The 16,552-nt window shown below is 64.3% G+C and carries 18 protein-coding genes; 15 read left to right on the top strand and 3 right to left on the bottom strand.

The features are described 5' to 3' along the window. Positions 1-62 precede the first annotated feature (62 nt). The 13 genes from IVB24_RS33625 to IVB24_RS33565 all read left to right on the top strand — a co-directional run bounded on the left by IVB24_RS33625 (position 63) and on the right by IVB24_RS33565 (position 10,172). Positions 63-1,295 (top strand): flagellar hook protein FlgE, encoded by a 1,233-nt coding sequence (locus IVB24_RS33625; RefSeq protein WP_247770697.1) that lies wholly within the window; start codon positions 63-65, stop codon positions 1,293-1,295. A 34-nt stretch (positions 1,296-1,329) separates the two neighbouring features. Beyond that, positions 1,330-2,808, top strand: coding sequence for a flagellar hook-associated protein FlgK (gene flgK, locus IVB24_RS33620; RefSeq protein WP_247770695.1), 1,479 nt, complete (start codon positions 1,330-1,332; stop codon positions 2,806-2,808). 3 nt (positions 2,809-2,811) lie between these two features. Next, entirely contained in the window at positions 2,812-3,858 is a 1,047-nt protein-coding gene (locus tag IVB24_RS33615) for a flagellar hook-associated family protein (RefSeq protein ID WP_247770693.1), read from the top strand. A gap of 55 nt (positions 3,859-3,913) precedes the next feature. After that, positions 3,914-4,258 (top strand): flagellar biosynthesis regulator FlaF, encoded by a 345-nt coding sequence (gene flaF / locus IVB24_RS33610; RefSeq protein ID WP_162308721.1) that lies wholly within the window; start codon positions 3,914-3,916, stop codon positions 4,256-4,258. Then, positions 4,258-4,668 (top strand): flagellar biosynthesis repressor FlbT, encoded by a 411-nt coding sequence (gene flbT / locus IVB24_RS33605; RefSeq protein ID WP_094977137.1) that lies wholly within the window; start codon positions 4,258-4,260, stop codon positions 4,666-4,668. Before flaF ends, flbT begins: the two co-directional genes overlap by 1 nt. A 14-nt stretch (positions 4,669-4,682) precedes the next feature. Further along, positions 4,683-5,093 carry a flagellar hook assembly protein FlgD gene (flgD, locus tag IVB24_RS33600; RefSeq protein ID WP_094977138.1) on the top strand — a complete coding sequence of 137 codons (411 nt, stop codon included), beginning with the start codon at positions 4,683-4,685 and terminating at the stop codon, positions 5,091-5,093. Continuing rightward, complete coding sequence (gene fliQ, locus IVB24_RS33595; protein ID WP_094977139.1) at positions 5,090-5,356, top strand: flagellar biosynthesis protein FliQ; 267 nt, start codon at positions 5,090-5,092, stop codon at positions 5,354-5,356. The genes flgD and fliQ overlap by 4 nt, the downstream gene beginning before the upstream one ends. A 75-nt stretch (positions 5,357-5,431) precedes the next feature. Then, entirely contained in the window at positions 5,432-7,513 is a 2,082-nt protein-coding gene (gene flhA, locus IVB24_RS33590) for a flagellar biosynthesis protein FlhA (protein ID WP_094977140.1), read from the top strand. Further along, complete coding sequence (gene fliR, locus IVB24_RS33585) at positions 7,510-8,262, top strand: flagellar biosynthesis protein FliR (RefSeq protein WP_247770691.1); 753 nt, start codon at positions 7,510-7,512, stop codon at positions 8,260-8,262. Before flhA ends, fliR begins: the two co-directional genes overlap by 4 nt. 37 nt (positions 8,263-8,299) lie before the next feature. Further along, positions 8,300-8,689, top strand: a complete 390-nt coding sequence (locus IVB24_RS33580) for a hypothetical protein (protein ID WP_140483594.1) — start codon at positions 8,300-8,302, stop codon at positions 8,687-8,689. Next, positions 8,686-9,162, top strand: coding sequence for a rod-binding protein (locus IVB24_RS33575; protein ID WP_247770689.1), 477 nt, complete (start codon positions 8,686-8,688; stop codon positions 9,160-9,162). Before IVB24_RS33580 ends, IVB24_RS33575 begins: the two co-directional genes overlap by 4 nt. Positions 9,163-9,204: 42 nt before the next feature. Continuing rightward, entirely contained in the window at positions 9,205-9,717 is a 513-nt protein-coding gene (locus IVB24_RS33570; RefSeq protein ID WP_247770687.1) for a flagellar biosynthesis protein FlgN, read from the top strand. Beyond that, complete coding sequence (locus tag IVB24_RS33565; RefSeq protein ID WP_094977145.1) at positions 9,714-10,172, top strand: hypothetical protein; 459 nt, start codon at positions 9,714-9,716, stop codon at positions 10,170-10,172. Before IVB24_RS33570 ends, IVB24_RS33565 begins: the two co-directional genes overlap by 4 nt. A gap of 232 nt (positions 10,173-10,404) precedes the next feature. Here IVB24_RS33565 and IVB24_RS33560 read toward each other — a convergent pair whose 3' ends face one another. Next, positions 10,405-11,175 carry a response regulator transcription factor gene (locus tag IVB24_RS33560; protein WP_162307708.1) on the bottom strand — a complete coding sequence of 257 codons (771 nt, stop codon included), beginning with the start codon at positions 11,173-11,175 and terminating at the stop codon, positions 10,405-10,407. Between the two features lie 818 nt (positions 11,176-11,993). On the opposite strand from IVB24_RS33560, the gene IVB24_RS33555 reads away from it, so the two are divergent. Then, a complete protein-coding gene (locus tag IVB24_RS33555; RefSeq protein ID WP_247770684.1) occupies positions 11,994-12,944 on the top strand; it encodes a hypothetical protein in 951 nt (316 codons plus the stop codon). A 14-nt stretch (positions 12,945-12,958) separates the two neighbouring features. Here the strand turns inward: IVB24_RS33555 and IVB24_RS33550 are convergent, their stop codons facing one another. Further along, positions 12,959-13,537 carry a MarR family transcriptional regulator gene (locus IVB24_RS33550; RefSeq protein WP_094977147.1) on the bottom strand — a complete coding sequence of 193 codons (579 nt, stop codon included), beginning with the start codon at positions 13,535-13,537 and terminating at the stop codon, positions 12,959-12,961. Between the two features lie 729 nt (positions 13,538-14,266). On the opposite strand from IVB24_RS33550, the gene IVB24_RS33545 reads away from it, so the two are divergent. After that, positions 14,267-15,154 carry a dienelactone hydrolase family protein gene (locus IVB24_RS33545; RefSeq protein WP_247770682.1) on the top strand — a complete coding sequence of 296 codons (888 nt, stop codon included), beginning with the start codon at positions 14,267-14,269 and terminating at the stop codon, positions 15,152-15,154. A 61-nt stretch (positions 15,155-15,215) separates the two neighbouring features. On the opposite strand, the gene IVB24_RS33540 is transcribed toward IVB24_RS33545, so the two are convergent. Further along, positions 15,216-16,484 carry a serine hydrolase domain-containing protein gene (locus IVB24_RS33540; RefSeq protein ID WP_247770680.1) on the bottom strand — a complete coding sequence of 423 codons (1,269 nt, stop codon included), beginning with the start codon at positions 16,482-16,484 and terminating at the stop codon, positions 15,216-15,218. Between the last annotated feature and the right edge of the window lie 68 nt (positions 16,485-16,552).

Here is a 16,552-nt window from a genome sequence, read left to right as displayed (position 1 = left end):
CATCAGCCCCGCGCAAGCAAGATCCCCCATTGTAACAGCAACCTACCAAAGGAGCCCACTTCATGAGCCTGTATGGTGTTATGCGCACCGGCGTTTCCGGCATGAGCGCGCAGTCCAACAAGCTGTCGACGGTTTCGGACAACATCGCCAACGTCAACACCACCGGCTACAAGCGGGCTTCAACCGAATTCTCCTCGCTGATCCTGAAGAGCGGCTCTGGCAATTACGACTCCGGCGCTGTCGAGACCACCGTCCGTTACGCCATCAGCGATGCCGGGCATACGCAATTCACGACGTCGTCCACGGACCTTGCCGTGCAAGGCAACGGCTTCTTCGTCGTCGCGAACGCCAACAACACGCAGCAATTCCTGACGCGCGCCGGCTCGTTCGTGCCGGACGCTCAGGGCAACCTCGTCAACGCGGCCGGCTATTACCTTCTGGGCCAACCCGGTAAGGTGACCAATTTCTCGCAGAACAGCCTGGCTGGAATGCAGATCGTCAACATCGCCCAGGTCTCGCAGGTGCCGGTGCCGTCGACTGCGGGCACCCTGACGACCGGCAATCTCGATCCGAAGGCGGCTGTCATTGCCGGTCCGCCCGGTCCGGCGTCATATTCATCGAAGAGCTCGATCGTCGCCTACAACAATATCGGTCAGGCCGTTACGCTCGACGTCTATATGTCCCACACCGCGACGGCGGCCGGCTCCGACACCTGGCAGATTCAGGTCTACGACTCCGCAACGGGCACCTCGCTCGGCGCCGCCACCACGTTCACCTTCGACACCACCGCGGCCGGAAAGGGCGCGCTGGCAGCCGCGAGCCCGACGGGTCTCACCGTGACCGTCCCGGGCGGCGCCGCGCTGACCATGGATCTGTCGAACATGACGCAGGTCGGCACCGACTTCAGCTTCAAGGCGACCGTGAACGGCAGCGTTCCCTCGGCGATCGACAAGATCGATGTCGACGAGAACGGATACGTTACAGCCGTGCTCAAGAACGGACAGCAGACGACGCTCTACACGATCATGCTCGCCGACGTCGCGAGCCCCGACAATCTGACGCCCGAGCCGGGTAACGTCTATTCGACCAACATGAACTCCGGCAATGCGCAGGCCGGGAATGCCGGCACCGGCGGGCTCGGCACGGTTCAGTCCGGCGCGCTGGAGGACTCCAACGTCGATCTCGCGGACGAGCTCACCGGGATGATCGAGGCCCAACGCGGCTTCACCGCCAACTCGAAATCGTTCCAGACGGGCGCCGACCTGCTCGACGTCGTCGTCAACCTGAAGCGCTGAATTCTTCGGCGCTCACCCCCGGCAAGAGCAGATCATGTCCCTTACCGCCGCTCTCGACTCCGCTCGCGCCTCGCTCATGGCGTCGGGCATCCAGTCGTCGACGATCTCGCGCAACATCGCCGGTGCCAGCGCCACCGGCTATTCGCGCAAGATCGCCGTGTTGGACAACCTCCCCGGCACCGGCGTCTATGTCGCGGCGATCCAGCGTGCGGCCAGTTCGGGCCTCTATTCGAACGTGCTGACCGCGACCTCGTCATCGGCCAAGCAGAGCGTGATCTATGACGGCCTGCAGAAGATCGCGGCCGCGACGGTGGACGATCCCGAGCTCGAGCAGTCACCGACCGCCCTGCTCAACAAGCTGAAGCAGGCGCTGCAGCAATACGCCAACTCCACCGACAACGCGACCCTGGCGCAGGCCGCCGTGACGTCCGCCAAGGACATGGTGACCGCGCTCAACCAGGCCACCAAGACGGTGCAGTCGGTCCGTGAAGGAGCCGACGCCGACATGGCGAATTCGGTCGCCAACATCAACCAGCTGCTGTCCCAGTTCCAGACCGTCAACACGGCCATCGTGAAGGGCACGATCTCCGGCGACGACGTCACCGACTATCTCGACCAGCGCGACAGCATCGTCTCCAGGCTGTCGCAGGAGACCGGGGTCTCGATGTCGATCCGGGCCAATGGAGACGCCGCGCTCCATACCGACAGCGGCGTCGTGCTGTTCGACAAGATCGCGCGGACCGTGAGCTTTGCGCCGACCAACGCCTACACGGCCGGCACCACGGGCAATGCCGTCTTCATCGACGGCGTGCCCGTGACCGGCGCCAATTCCGTCATGCCGCTCAAGTCCGGCAAGCTCGCCGGCCTTGCCCAGCTGCGCGACCAGGACACGGTCACGTATCAGAGCCAGCTCGACGAAATCGCGCGCGGCCTGATCGACGCCTTCAAGGAAAGCGACCAGTCAGCCATCCCGACGCTGGCGGACCGGCCCGGCCTGTTCACCTATCCCGGCGCGCCCGCGATGCCCGCGAGCGCCACGATCTCGGTGGGCCTCGCGGGTCAGATCGCGGTCGCCGCCTCGGTCGATCCGGCCGTGGGCGGAAACCCGAACCTGCTGCGCGACGGCGCCATCAGCGGCCTTCCGGCCTTCAACTACAACACGACCGGCAATGCCGGCTTCTCGACGCGGCTCCAGCAGCTCATCAACAACATGGGCGCCCCGCAGCCGTTCGACGCCACGGCTCAGGGCAAGCCGAGCGGCAGCGTGATCGAGTTCGCATCCTCCTCGGCGAGCTGGATCGAAAGCCAGCGCAAGACGGCCGACGACAACGTGCAGTACCAGAATACGCTGCTCGACCGCAGCACAGCGGCGCTGTCCAACGTCAGCGGCGTCAATATGGACGACGAGATGGCGTTGATGCTCCAGGTCGAGCGCACCTATTCGGCGTCGTCGAAGATCATTTCCACCGTCGACGAGATGCTGCAGAGCCTGCTGGCTGCCGTGGGGAACTAAGTCATGATGAGCGCGAACTACATCTCGACCCTGATGCTGTCTTCGTCGCTGAGGTCGTCGATCACGAACAACCAGAGCGCGCTGACCAAGGCCTCGAAGGAGGCGACCACCGGCCGTTTTGCCGATGTCGGCCTCGAGCTCGGCACGGGGACGGGCCGCGACGTGGCGCTGCGGGCCGATTTCAACTTCGCCGATCAGCTCGTCGACACCAACGAGCTGGTTGCGGGGCGGCTCGACGTGACCCAGAACCGAATCACGCAGCTCGGCAAGACCGCGTCGGAATTCCTCAAGAACCTGATCGCGGCCCGCGACGCCGAGAGCGGCGCGGAGATCATCATGCCGAGCGCGTCCGCGAACCTCCAGGACGTCATTGGCGCGCTCAACGTTTCCTACAACGGGTCGTATCTGTTCGGTGGAATCAATACGCAGACCGTGCCGGTCACAAGCTACACCGCCGGCTCGGCCAGCAAGAACCAGGTCGATGCGGACTTCCTGGCGACGTTCGGCTTCTCGCAGTCTGCCCCCGGCGTGAGCACGATCACGCCGGCGCAGATGCAGAATTTCCTCGACAACGCCTTTGACGCCGAGTTCGCGAGCCCGGCCTGGAATACCAACTGGTCGTCGGCCACGGACCAGACGCTGTCGAGCCGCATCTCCACGACCGAGGTCGTCGACAGCTCGGTCAGTGCCAACCAGCCCGGCTTCCGCAAGCTGGCCGAGGCCTACACCATGCTGACCGATCTCGGCACCACGAGCCTGAGCAAGGACACGTTCCAGGTCGTCGTCGACAAGGCGATCGGCCTGGTCAGCGGCGCGATCAACGATCTCGCCGTGCTCGGCGGCACCGTCGGCTCGATCCAGCAACGGGTCACCGGCACGACCGAGAAGCTGAAGATCCAGAAGGACATCCTCAACGACCAGATCGTCAAGCTGGAGGCGGTCGACCCGACCGAGGCCTCGGTCCGCGTCAACACCCTGCAGACCCAGATCAAGACGGCGCTGGCGCTGACCTCGCAGCTCCAGCAGATCAGCCTCATCAACTATCTCTAGAGCCGAGGCTCGCAGCCTCGTCCTGTTATCCGGTCTCCTGCGCAGAGTGATGCTGATGACGTTTGAAGCCTATGAATCGGTCGTCGACGAGAGCGGTTACGAGGCGCGGGGCCGCGAGCGGCAGGCGCTCAGCCTCGGCATCGACCGGCTCGAGCGGCTTCAGAGAGGCGTGTTCCGCCTCGAGGATCTGGTCGAGAGCCTGCTCTATGTACGGCGGCTGTGGACGATCTTCATCGAGGATCTCTCGCATCCGGAAAACGGGCTCCCCGACAAGCTGCGCGCCGACATCATCTCGATCGGCCTGTGGGTCGTCAAGGAAGCCGATCGCCTTCGCGAGGAGAGGTCGAACGACGTGATGCAGCTCATCGAAATCAACCGCCTGATCCGAGACGCTCTTTGATGAAGATCTCCTTGCGCGCGGGCGAACGGATCTACATCAACGGCGCGGTGCTGCGCGTGGACCGCAAGGTCTCCGTCGAGCTCGTCAACGACGTGATGTTCCTGCTCGAAGGGCAGGTCATGCAGGCCTCCGACGCCACCACGGCGCTGCGGCAGCTCTACTTCATCGTCCAGCTCATGCTGATGAACCCGACCGATATCCGCGACGCCGCGGCGCTCTATGGACAGCATCATGCGGCCCTGTGCGCCGTGTGCGAGAGCCGCGAGATGCTGGACGGACTGGGCGTGGTCGACGAGCTGGTCGGGGCGACCCGCTACTTCGAGGCACTCAAGCGGATCCGGGCCCTGTTCCCGGTGGAGCAGGCCATCCTGGCCGGCGCCATCACCGAGTCCCCATTCCAGGCTGCCTGACAGCGGAGAGGCACATGAACGTCACCAGCGCGACCGACAAATCCAGTTCAACCGGCTCCCCCAATCCGACCGCGAGCAACAGCGTCGACTACAACACGTTCCTTCAGCTTCTCGTCGCCGAGATGAAGAACCAGGATCCGACCAATCCGATGGATACCTCGCAATATATGAGCCAGTTCGCGCAGCTCTCGACGGTCGAGCAGGCCATGCAGACCAATTCGAAGCTGGATGCGCTGCTGTCCTCGCAGTCGTTGTCGCAGGCCAACGGCCTGATCGGCAAGACCGTCAGCTTCACCGACGCCACCGGCGAGAGCTTCAGCGGCAAGGTCGTTTCGGTCTCCATCAACGCCGACGGCTCCATCGCGACCCTCGAGAACGGCACCAAGGTCGCGGTTGGGCCGGGGCTCACGATCAGCCAGTCATGAACGAACGGGACGCTCTCGACATCGTCCAAGCGGCGATCTGGACCATCATCGTCGCCTCCGGGCCCGCGGTCGGTGCCGCGATGCTGGTCGGCACCGTCATCGCTCTGATCCAGGCCCTGACCCAGATCCAGGAGGTGACGCTGACCTTCGTTCCGAAGATCATCGTCATTCTCGTCGTGGTCGCCATCTCCGGCTCCTTCATCGGCGCGCATCTTTCCACCTTCACCGAGATGGTCTATTCGCATATCGAGCGCGGCTTCTGATCCGCCCGGGACTCGGCACCATCCCCGCGTAAGCTTTGCGGGGCAGATTAGAGGTGGACCCTCTGCCGGTGACCCATGGCCGATACGTTAGCTGCTAGCCTGCCGACCCCACGACGATTGGGGGCCGACGCCTTCTTCGCCGGCGGCATCGTGGCCATGCTCACGATCCTGTTCCTGCCGATCCCGCCGATCCTGATCGATCTCGGTCTTGCGTTCTCGATCGCGCTGTCGGCGCTGATCCTGATGGTCGCGCTGTGGATCCAGCGGCCGCTCGACTTCTCGGCCTTCCCGACCGTGCTGCTGATCGCGACGATCCTGCGGCTGGCGCTGAACGTCGCAACCACCCGCCTGATCCTGTCGCGCGGCGGGGAGGGCGAGCAGGCTGCCGGCCACGTTGTCGCCGGCTTCTCCAAGTTCGTCATGGGTGGCGACTTTGTCATCGGCCTGATCATCTTCGCCATCCTGGTCACCGTGAACTTCGTCGTGATCACCAAGGGCGCGACGCGAATCGCCGAAGTCGGCGCCCGTTTCACCCTGGATGCCATCCCCGGCAAGCAGATGGCGATCGACGCGGACCTGTCCGCGGGCCTGATCGACGACAAGGAAGCCCAGCGCCGGCGTCGCGAGCTCGAAGAGGAAAGCTCCTTCTTCGGCGCGATGGACGGTGCCTCGAAATTCGTCCGCGGCGATGCCATCGCCGGCCTGATCATCACCGCGATCAACATCTTCGGCGGCATCATCATCGGCGTCACGCATCACGGTCTGACGCTGTCGCGCGCCGCCGACGTCTACACCAAACTCTCGGTGGGCGACGGTCTGGTCACGCAGATGCCGGCACTGATCGTGTCGCTGTCGGCGGGCCTGCTGGTCTCCAAGGGCGGCACCAGGGGATCGGCGGAGCAGGCCGTGCTGCGGCAGCTTGGCGGCTATCCCCGCGCCGTGTCGGCCGCTTCGCTGATGATGTTCGTGCTCGCCTTGATGCCGGGGTTGCCGATGAGCCCGTTCGTACTGCTCGGCGGCGTCATGGCCTTCGTCGGCTATTCGCTGCCGAAACGACAAGCCGCGCGGGAGCGGAAAGAGGATGCGCGCAAGGCCGACGAGCGTGCCCAGGCGGAGGCCAAGGAATCCGTCAAGGACCAGCTCAAGACCGCCGAGATCGAGCTGGCGCTCGGCGGCCATCTTTCGGTCCATCTGCTCGGCTCGCGCACCGAGCTCGCCCACCGCGTCGCCAAGATCCGCAAGAAGTTCGCCAAGCAGTACGGTTTCGTCATTCCCGAGATCAAGCTCAGCGACAATCTGTCGATCGACCCCAAGGGTTACCAGATCCGGATCCACGACACCCGCGTCGCCCATGGCGAGCTCAGGCTAGGCGAGGTGCTGGTGCTGGTCGACAAGGACGGCAAGCCCGACGTGCCCGGCGAAGAGGTGGTCGAACCCGCCTTCGGCATGAAGGCGCTGTGGGTGACGGAAGCCTTCACGGACGAAGTCAAGCGTCAGGGCTGCAAGCCGGTCGACAATCTGTCGGTGCTGCTCACGCATTTGAGCGAAGTGCTCAGGGCGAACCTCGCCCAGCTCTTGTCCTACAAGGACATGCGCGCGCTGCTCGACCGTCTCGATCCCGAATACAAGCGCCTCGTCGAGGATCTCTGCCCGTCGCAGATCTCCTATTCGGGCCTGCTGGCGATCCTGAAGATCCTGCTGGCCGAGCGCGTGTCCATCCGCAACCTTCACCTCATCCTCGAGGCGATCGCCGAGATCGCACCTCACGTGCGGCGCTCCGAGCAGGTCGCCGAGCACGTGCGGACCCGGCTGGCGCAGCAGATCTGCGGCGACCTCTCCGACAACGGCGTGCTCAACGTCGTCAGGCTGGGCAACCGCTGGGACCTGGCGTTCCACCAGAGCCTGAAGCGCGACGGCAAGGGCGACGTCGTCGAGTTCGACGCCGATCCGCGCCTGATCGAGCAGTTCGCGACCGAAGCCAGCGCCGCGATCCGCAAGTTCACCGAGAACGGCACCAGCGTGGTGCTGGCGGTGACGCCTGAAGCACGGCCCTATGTCCGGATGATCCTGGAGCGGGTGTTCCCGACCTTGCCGATCCTGTCGCATGTCGAAGTCGCGCGCAGCGCTGAGATCAGGGCGCTCGGAGCCGTGTCGTGATCAGCGGCCTTGCCGACAGCGTTCTGGTGACGTTCATCGTGTTCTGCCGCATCGGCGCCTGCCTGATGCTGGTGCCCGGTTTTTCCAGCGTCAACGTTCCGGCCCAGGTCCGCCTGTTCGTGGCGCTTGTCACCACGTTCGCGCTGACGCCGATCCTGATCGCGGTGCTGAAACCTCTCACCGACAACGCCGCGCCGCTGACGCTGACGCTCCTGATCTGCTCCGAGCTCGTGGTCGGCAGCGTCATCGGGCTCGGCGGACGGGTGTTCTTCCTCGCGCTTCAGACCATGGCGACCGTGATGGCGAGTGCGATCGGGCTCAGCAACATTCCGGGGACGCCGGTCGCCGACAGCGATCCGGCGCCCGCGCTGGTGCCGCTGATCATGGTATCGGTCACCACGCTCTTCTTCATGACCGACCAGCATTGGCAGGTCCTGCGCGGGCTGATGAATTCGTACGACGTCTGGCGTCCCGGCGACAGGCTCGGCGGCGGCCTGGCGCTCGAGCTGCTCGTCGGCCGCCTGTCGGAAGCGTTCGTGCTGACGCTGCGGATCGCGAGCCCCTTCATCGTCTATTCGGTGATCGTCAATCTGGCGGTCAGCCTGATCAACAAGCTGACGCCGGCGATCCCGGTCTATTTCGTCTCGGTGCCTTTCGTGCTGTTTGGCGGCTTCCTGCTGCTCTACCTCACGAGCGACGAGCTGCTGACGCAATTCATGCTCGGCCTCTCGTCCTGGCTGGCGGAGTGACGCCGTGACCATTTCGCGCGCGGACAAGCTCGGCCGGATGGTGTCGCTGGTGAAGCTCCAGCTCCGGCTGTCCGAATGGCAGCTCGCGCAGCTGCGGCAGCAGGAGCGAAGCCTGCAGGACGAGCAGGAATGGCTGGTGGGGGCCCTGAACGACGGCAAGCCGCCGGCGGGGTCGTCGAGCGATTCGATCGCGCGGCGCTTGAACAGGACGAGTGTCGGTGCGCGTGCGATCCAGGCGCAGGCCGCCCAGCAGCTCGACCAGATCCGCACCGAGAGCCGCCGCGTCAAGCAGCTCGAGCAGGTCGCCAAGGCGGCGCTGGCCGACAAGCTCCGTGACGCCGAGAAGCGCACGCTCGAGGAAATGACGGGAATAAGCCCAGCCGTGCGCGCATGGACGCCACGGCCAGCCAACCGGAACAAGCCATGATCGTGACCGCGACGCCCGACCTCGTTCTCGACGTCCTCGATGCCGGCGATCCCGTGACGCAGCGCGCGGCGGCCGCGAAACTCGACGCGCTGAAATCCTCCGACGCGGATTTCGCCGCCACCATGGAGGCCGAGGCCGGCAAGGCGGCGGCCGCCGCCGAGCAGCCGGCGACGAAGGTTTCCGAGGCGCCGTCGGATGCGGTGAACGGGGCGCCGGTGCGGATGATCAAGGCGCCGGCATCCGGCGAGGTTTACCGGAAGTTCGAGGCATTCATCCTCCAGACCTTCGTCGAGACGATGTTGCCGAAGGAATCCGAGCAGATCTTTGGCAAGGGCACGGCCGGCGGCGTCTGGAAGTCGATGCTGGCGGAGCAGCTTGGCAGCCAGCTGGCAAAGGGCAACGGCATTGGCATCGCCAAGCAGCTGGCCGCCGCGAACGCGGCGGCGCCGAACGGTGCCGGCAAGGCCGGATGATGATCGGCGAACGGGTGACAGAAGTTGAAGGGTGAATTTCCTATGCAGGCACAAGACAGCGCGGCGGCCATGGTGATCGAACAGCCGGTCGCGGACACCGGGGTGACGACGACGGAGGCAGCGGCAGGCGATGCGCTGCTGCCTGTGCTGCTGCCGGTCGTGAGCGACGAGGCCGTGGCCGACGGCGCGGATGCGGCGAGATCGGATGAAGTGCGCGGCCTGCTGGCGGCAATCCGCCGGCTCGAGAGCATCGTCGAGGAGGAGACGGTCGCGCTCGCAACGCGCCAGAAGATCGATTTCGACGATTTCAGCGCGCGGAAGAGCCGCAGCATGCTCGAATTCGTCCGCCTGATGCGGGCGCGGATGCATCTCGGAGGCGACGTCGAGGTCACCGAGGAAATCCAGCGGCTGCGCGAGAAGCTCGAGCGGAATCGCTCGATCCTCGAAATGCACTATGACGCGGTGCGCGAGATCGCGAGCGTCATCGTCAAGGCGATCAAGGAAGCCGAGTCCGACGGCACCTATACTGGTCGCGCAGTGCAGGACGGAACATGATCAGACTGGTGCTGGCCGGGCTCTGGGTATGCATCCTCACCGCGGGCACGAGCTATGGCGTGGCCTATTGGAAGGAAAACGGCAGCCTGCTGCCGGCGAAGGACGAATATCTCGACGGCCTGCAATACCAGAAGACGCGGGCATTGAGCGTGCCCATGGTCGAGAACGGCAATGTGCAGGGCTACATCGTCGCGCGCTTCGTCTACACCGCGGATGCACGGACCCTGCATCAGCTCAACGTTCCGCCGGAGCCGTTCGTCGTAGACGAGGCCTTCCGCAGGATCTATGCCGACGAGCGTCTCGATTTCAGGAAGCTCGCCCGTTACGACCTCGCCATCCTGACGACCGCCATCAAGCAGCGCGTCAACGAGCGGATGCAGGCTGAAGTCGTCCAGGACGTCCTGGTCGAGGACTTCAATTACGTCTCCAAGGAAGAATTCCAGCAGAAGCCGTAGCTCTTTTCTGCTGCCATCCTTCGAGACGCCGCTATGCGGCTCCTCAGGATGAGGACGGAATGCGCGGCTCCAGTTTCAGCGCGCACCGGCGACCGATTAGCCTCATCCTGAGGAGGCGCGTCAGCGCCGTCTCGAAGGACGAGGCGTGCGCTCTGCTCGCCGCCTCCAAACGCGCAACGGCCTCCGCGAAGGTGCTTCGCAGAGGCCGTTGTCGGTTTCGCCGGAGGCCGTGTCAGTTTCCGGCCGGGTAGGCCGCCGGGACGGCATGCGCCCTGTTGAGGATGATGCCGACCTCGTCGAGCTCCTGCATCGGCACGTCGAGGGTCTCGCCGGCGGGGATGTCGAGGCGGTATCCGACGTAACGGCGGGCCACGATCGCGTCGAAGCCGAGGCGGTCGCGGAGCTTCTTGCGCAGCTTGCTGACGTGACTCTCGATCACGCTCTCGTCGAAGGTGGACTCGAAGATGCCGTAGACCGCGTTGAAGATCTGCGTCTTGGTGATCCACTTGCCGTGATTGCTGACCATATATTCGAGAATGCGCAGTTCGCGGCGTGGCAGGGTGAGGGCGTGGCCCGCGATCTCGGGGTCCCGGCCGTTGAAGAAGACCTGGATCCTGCTCTCGCAGGGCCTCGGCAGCTCGCCCACCCGGCGGCGCGCGATCGCTGCCGTTCGGGCCAGGATCTCGCGCAGGTGGATCGGCACGTGCACGACGTCGTCGACGCCCGATTCGAACAGCTCCAGCGTGTTCTTGAGCATCTTCTGGCCGCTCATGGCGATGATGGGAGCGGAGGAACGCTTGCGCATCGCCCGCGGCAGGCTTCCGCGTGCATCGCAGTCCCCGAGGAGGAAGGCGTCCACCGCTGCCAGATCCGATTCACTCGCGGATTGCAGCCAGTCCCAGAATTCCCCGGAGGAGAAGCCGATCGACGATACGCCTTCGCGAACGAGCCCTCCGACATAGCTGTTCGCGACGCTCTCGCGATCATCAACGATTATATACATCAGTCTTTCGCCCCTGTTTCGCACCTGTCGCGGCCGGATGGTTGTTATGATGCCCGGCTCGGCAACGATGCTGTTTGACGACATTCCTTCCCGCGAACCGTTGTTATGGTCTCGATATTCGCGGGCAGCCCTACGCATTCAGTGCCTGCGTCTCGCAGGCCTGGTACTTCAACTCGATACTGAACGCTTACTGCGTGAGGCCCGGCGGGTGTCTTACGGATCACCTCGCGGAGCGGATTGAGAACCGACCTAGACCAGTTGCGCCAAGTTGCTCATCGCGTCCGAACACGACTGAATCTGTGTCGATCTCCTCGCCAACTGGCGAGAATCACCTGAGTAGGACCGTAACAATTGCCGATTTCCGATCAAGCGTGCGTAACAAAGCGTTTGCTACGTGTGCTTGATGCTGTTGGTTTGTTTCTGGTTGTTTCTTGATATCTTCAAACGCATCAGTTGCTTCGGAAATCAAACTAGTTCTGCACCCTGACGGTTCTAAGGTTCCGCATCCCCGTACAATAACAGCTATTTTAGTGGTGCTGTGGCTCAGGCATATCGAGGGGATTTCAACCCGGGATTGACTCGGGTGCGCGGTTTTCCACATGCGACAATTCGACTCACGTGTGGCGGCGAGACTCCAGCTTGGCGAAAACTTGGCGAGTGTGTGTCTTTCGAGTCGCACTCTCGCCACGTGCATGACGCGGTTGACTGATGTGACGTCGCATCGCGCGCGATGAAAGATTTTCAATGCGCACGTTTCAGGCAAGCTTCGGCACCTAACGTCACCGTTCGACAGATCGAACCGAACGGAGCATTTTCACATGTTGTCCGATGGACAAGCGCGCCCCGGCGCGACCGCTGATGTTTCCGCAACGGCGAAGCCGGCTCCCGAAGCACGCGAGACAAAGGATGATACGGCGCGAGCGGCCAAGCCTGCTGCGGGCGCAAAGCGTGTGTCGGCCGCGGCGAGCGACGAAGTTCTCGCGAAGGAGGCACTCGAGGGGCTGAAACGCATTCGCGCCAAGGCGCGTCTCGACAAGATGGCGATTTCCAAGCCGGCGCCGACCGTGATCAAGCCGGCCATAATCGTCGCCAAGCCCCCGCCGCCCCGTCCGACATGGGTTGCGCCGCTCGCAACATTGGCGGTCGCCGCCATGTTGGTGGTCTGCGCCTGCACCGGCGTGATCGCCTATCTCACCACGCAGCCCGCCCAGAACAACGTTGCGGCCAATACGGAGATCAGGAATCTGCGCGAGACCGTCGCGCAACTGCGCAAGCAGGTGTCCGGCGTGTCGGAAAATCTCGATGGCCTGCGCACCGCGGTGGATCAATCGAGCAAGGCGACCAATGACCGTTTCGGCAGGTTTGCCGAGAATTTGGACCGTATCGAGCGGGTGAGCTCGTCCTCGACGGTGAAGCTCGACAAGCTGGCTCAAGCGCAGGTTCAGACGCCGGCGCCGGCCATGGTTCAATCGCAGCCCGCGCCACAGCAAGGGGCGATGGCGGCCTCGGTCGCGGCGCCCGAGTTCACGGGTTCGGTCTCTCCGTCCGAGCGCGCGCCGGCGCCGCGCAAGGTGATCAAGGGCTGGTCAGTCCGCCAAGCCTATGAAGGCATTGCGATCCTGCAGAGTCCGAACGGCGTCATCGAGGCGGTGCTGGGACAGCAGGTGCCGGGCCTTGGCCGCATCGAGGAGATCAGGAGCGAGAACGGGCGCCCGGTGGTGGAGGCGAGCGGCGGCGTCATCTATTCGTCACGCAAGGCAACGCCCTGATCGAGGGCTGTCCTCTATTGGCGGTGATGCTCGAAGCTGGTGCATAGCAGGTCGACTTCCGCTTCCGCGATCGGCGAGCGAAACAGGCGACAGCTGAACTCGGCCGCTGCCTTGCTGTCGGTGGCGGTGCGCTCCTCCCGGAGGAAGATGCATCGCTTGCAGACGTCGGTGTGGTGCCGCTGCTCGGCCGCGTCCGACTGATCCAGCACGTGACGGAACGTGTCGCGGAAGCGGATCTTGACCTCGTCGTCGAGGACGGCGATCGCCTCGACCAGAACGTTGACGGGATCGCGCACCAGGAATTTCTTGCCCTGCTGCGTCACGCTCAGCATCACCGAGCGCTTGTCGGTGGCCGAGCGTTTTCGCTCGATATAGCCCAGCCGCTCGAGCTCCCCGATGATGAACGAGGCGGTGCCGCGCGTGGTGCCGACGTAGCTCGCGAGCGCCGAAGGCGTCCGGGAAAAGCGGTTGGCGCGGGAGAGGAAGCGCAGCGCCATCCATTCGCGGTCGCGCAAGCCGTGCTTGGTGCCTTCGAACCACAGGATTCGTGCAACCTGTTCCAGCAGTTCAATCGATTCGCGAGCCAAATTCATTTCAATTCCAGATCGGATAGACTTTATTCAATTGAGCCTTGGGGGTGCGCAATCCGTGTGGGACGAGAATGAAGTTCGTGCGTGGCCCTTCGTCCGTTGCCGGACGGCGGACCGCGCGTGGGAAGAAGCTCTCCGCTGCGGAGATGGAACTTCCGGCCGTGGAACTACGGTGTCACGAAGAAAGTTCGAGTAAATCGCACGGCTCAAGTCCTCTGAAAATTTCAATCAAAATCACGAAGGCTCGCGTCCAGTTGACGGTGATATGCGGAGCGCGAGCAACATGATGTGTCATTGCGGCGGCTGCGGTATCCATTTGTTGCGAGTGAGCGTGTCGAACGCGCACGGATGCGCATCACTTGCAGCACCTGGCGGTGCGGCCGGCCGGGAGAGAACCCTGTTTTTTCGGTTAACGGATGTTGCAATGCGGTGCAGCTAGACGGTTAAGTCCGGCACATCAGCGATGGGAATGTCAGAGTGTCGTTGGGCATCGACCAAGCAGCGCCGCTCAACGTCAAGTCTGCGGCACTGGCCGCCACCGTCGCCTCCTGCGTGCCGCAGTCGCCGGACTTTGTCGCGATGGGCTGATGGCCGAGACCGCGCCGCTGAAGAAACGGCAGGGCCCGGCTGAAAGCGCGCATGCTCGCAGGCTGGTGATTTGCGTTTCGCCGGCGATTATTGGCGAATGCGTCGCCCCGGGGGGCACCATGCGCAGCGGGAAGGGATAGATTGATGAGCTTCGAGACCACCATGACTTCGGACGTCGTCGGGCTGACGAAAATCGCCCCGGTCTCGCGCCGCGGTTTCATGAGTGCCACCGCGGCCGTCGCCGCCGGCTACACGCTTGCGGCCGGGCCCGTGCGCGCCGAGGCGATCGCGACCGACACCAATGGCCTGCAGGTCGGCGACGCCAGGATCAAGGTCGGCTCCGAAGAGATGCCCGCCTATTTCGCCCGTCCCGCCGGCAACACCAAGGCGCCGGTGATCGTCGTGGCGATGGAGATTTTCGGGCTGCATGAGTACATCAAGGACGTGACGCGGCGCCTCGCCAAGCTCGGCGCGTTCGCCGTCGCGCCCGACTATTATTTCCGCAAGGGCACCGACCTGACCAAGATCTCGGAGATCAAGGACCTCTTGTCGGTCGTCAATGCCAAGCCGGACGCCGAGCTGTTGTCCGATCTCGACGCCACGGCGGCGTGGGCGGGATCGCAGGGCGGCGACGCCACCAGGCTCGGCATCATCGGCTTCTGCCGGGGCGGCCGCACGGTCTGGGAATATGCCGCCCACAGCGGAACGCTCAAGGCCGGCGTGGCGTTCTACGGCACGCTGGTCGATCCCGCCAATCCGCTCTGGCCGAAGAGTCCGATGCAGCTCGCGCCCGAGATGAAGGCGCCGGTGCTCGGCCTCTATGGCGGTGCGGATACCGGCATTCCCGTCGCACAGGTCGAGCAGATGAAGGCCGCGCTGGCGGAGAACAAGAAGACCGCCGAATTCAAGATCTATCCGGAGGCGCCGCACGGTTTCCATGCCGACTACCGCGGCAGCTACCGCAAGGACGCCGCGGAAGATGCCTGGAAGCAGGCCGAGGCGTGGTTCAAGAAGTACGGCGTCCTGAGCTGACGCCTGGACAAACAAAGGGCGGCCCGATCGGCCGCCCTTGCTCTTTCAAGTCAAGCCGGTCTCACTTCGTCATCGCGCCATAGACGATGTCCTGGACCTGCTCGCGATAATACTTCCTGAGCTCGCCGGGCGCGGCCGTCCCCACGACGACCACGAGACGCTCCTTCGGATCGCAGAAGAACTGGGTTCCGTAGGCGCCGTTCCAGGTGAACTCGCCGGGATTGCCGGGGACCGACGACAGGCCCTCGCTGGTCCGAACCGCGACCGAAAGGCCGAAGCCGAAGCCGGCGCGATGCGGCTCGACATTGGCCACGTTGTTCTTGATCTCGGGGCCGAGATGGTTGGTCGTCATGTGATGCACGGTCTTCGGACCGAGGATGCGCTGGCCGTCGAGCTCGCCGCCGTTGAGCAGCATCTGTCCGAAGCGGATGTAGTCGCCGACCGTCGCGAACGAGCACGCGCCGCCGCAATCGAACTTGGTCGGGGTGTCCAGCAGCTTGATCGCCTGCGGCTTGCCCGTCAGCGGATCCTTGGCGAACGGACGGGCGAGACGAGGGCGCTGCGCGTCGGTCGGGTGGAAGGTCGCGTCCTTCATGCCGAGCGGCTGCCAGACATTGGCGGCCAGATAGTCGCCGAGCTTCTGCTCGCTCACCTTCTCGACGACGGCGCCGAGCACGTCGATCGAGAATCCGTATTCGAACTCGGTCGAGGGCTGATGCGCCAGCGGCAGCTTGGTGATGCGGTCGATGAAGGCCTGGGTATCGCCCTCGATCGCCGGCGCTGTGCCGTCAGGGTATTGCCGTGCCACCGGGCTCGATGAGTCCGGGCGACCGCCATACATCAATCCGGAGGTGTGCCGGTAGAGATCGTGGATGAAGATCGGCGTGGCCTGCGGCTCCAGCTTGAGCGAACCGTTGGCCTCGGTCACGCCGACCTTCATGTCGGCAAAGCCGGGATAGTAATTGGACAGCTTGGCCTGGAGCGGCAACCGTCCCTGCTCCATCAGCGTCAGGCCCGCGACCGCCGCCATCGGCTTGGTCATCGAGGCCAGCGCGAAGATCGCGTCGACCGGCATCGGCGTGCCCTTGTCGGGATCGAGCATGCCGTAGGCCTTGTAGTGCACGAGCTTGCCGTCGCGTGCGACGGCGACGACCGCACCGGGGACGCGCTTGGCGGCGATCTCACGGGCGAAGAAATTGTCGAGGCGCGCAAGGCCCTGACTGGAGAAACCGACGTCGTCGGGTTTGGCTTCGGGCAGCGGCGCGGCGTTGGCCGTGCCGAATGTGATGACGGCAGCCGCCGCCGCGAGCACAGCGATCGTCTTGTTCATGATGTCCTCCCGCGCGAGCTCGTTGTGTGAGTGGCTCGCTGGACGCCTAGATCACGATTGCACCGGCG

It is taken from the genome of Bradyrhizobium sp. 192, assembly GCF_023100965.1.
Taxonomy (GTDB): Bacteria; Pseudomonadota; Alphaproteobacteria; order Rhizobiales; family Xanthobacteraceae; genus Bradyrhizobium; species Bradyrhizobium symbiodeficiens.
Note: the sequence above shows the minus strand (reverse complement) of the source record. Positions and strands in the feature narration are given on the sequence as shown.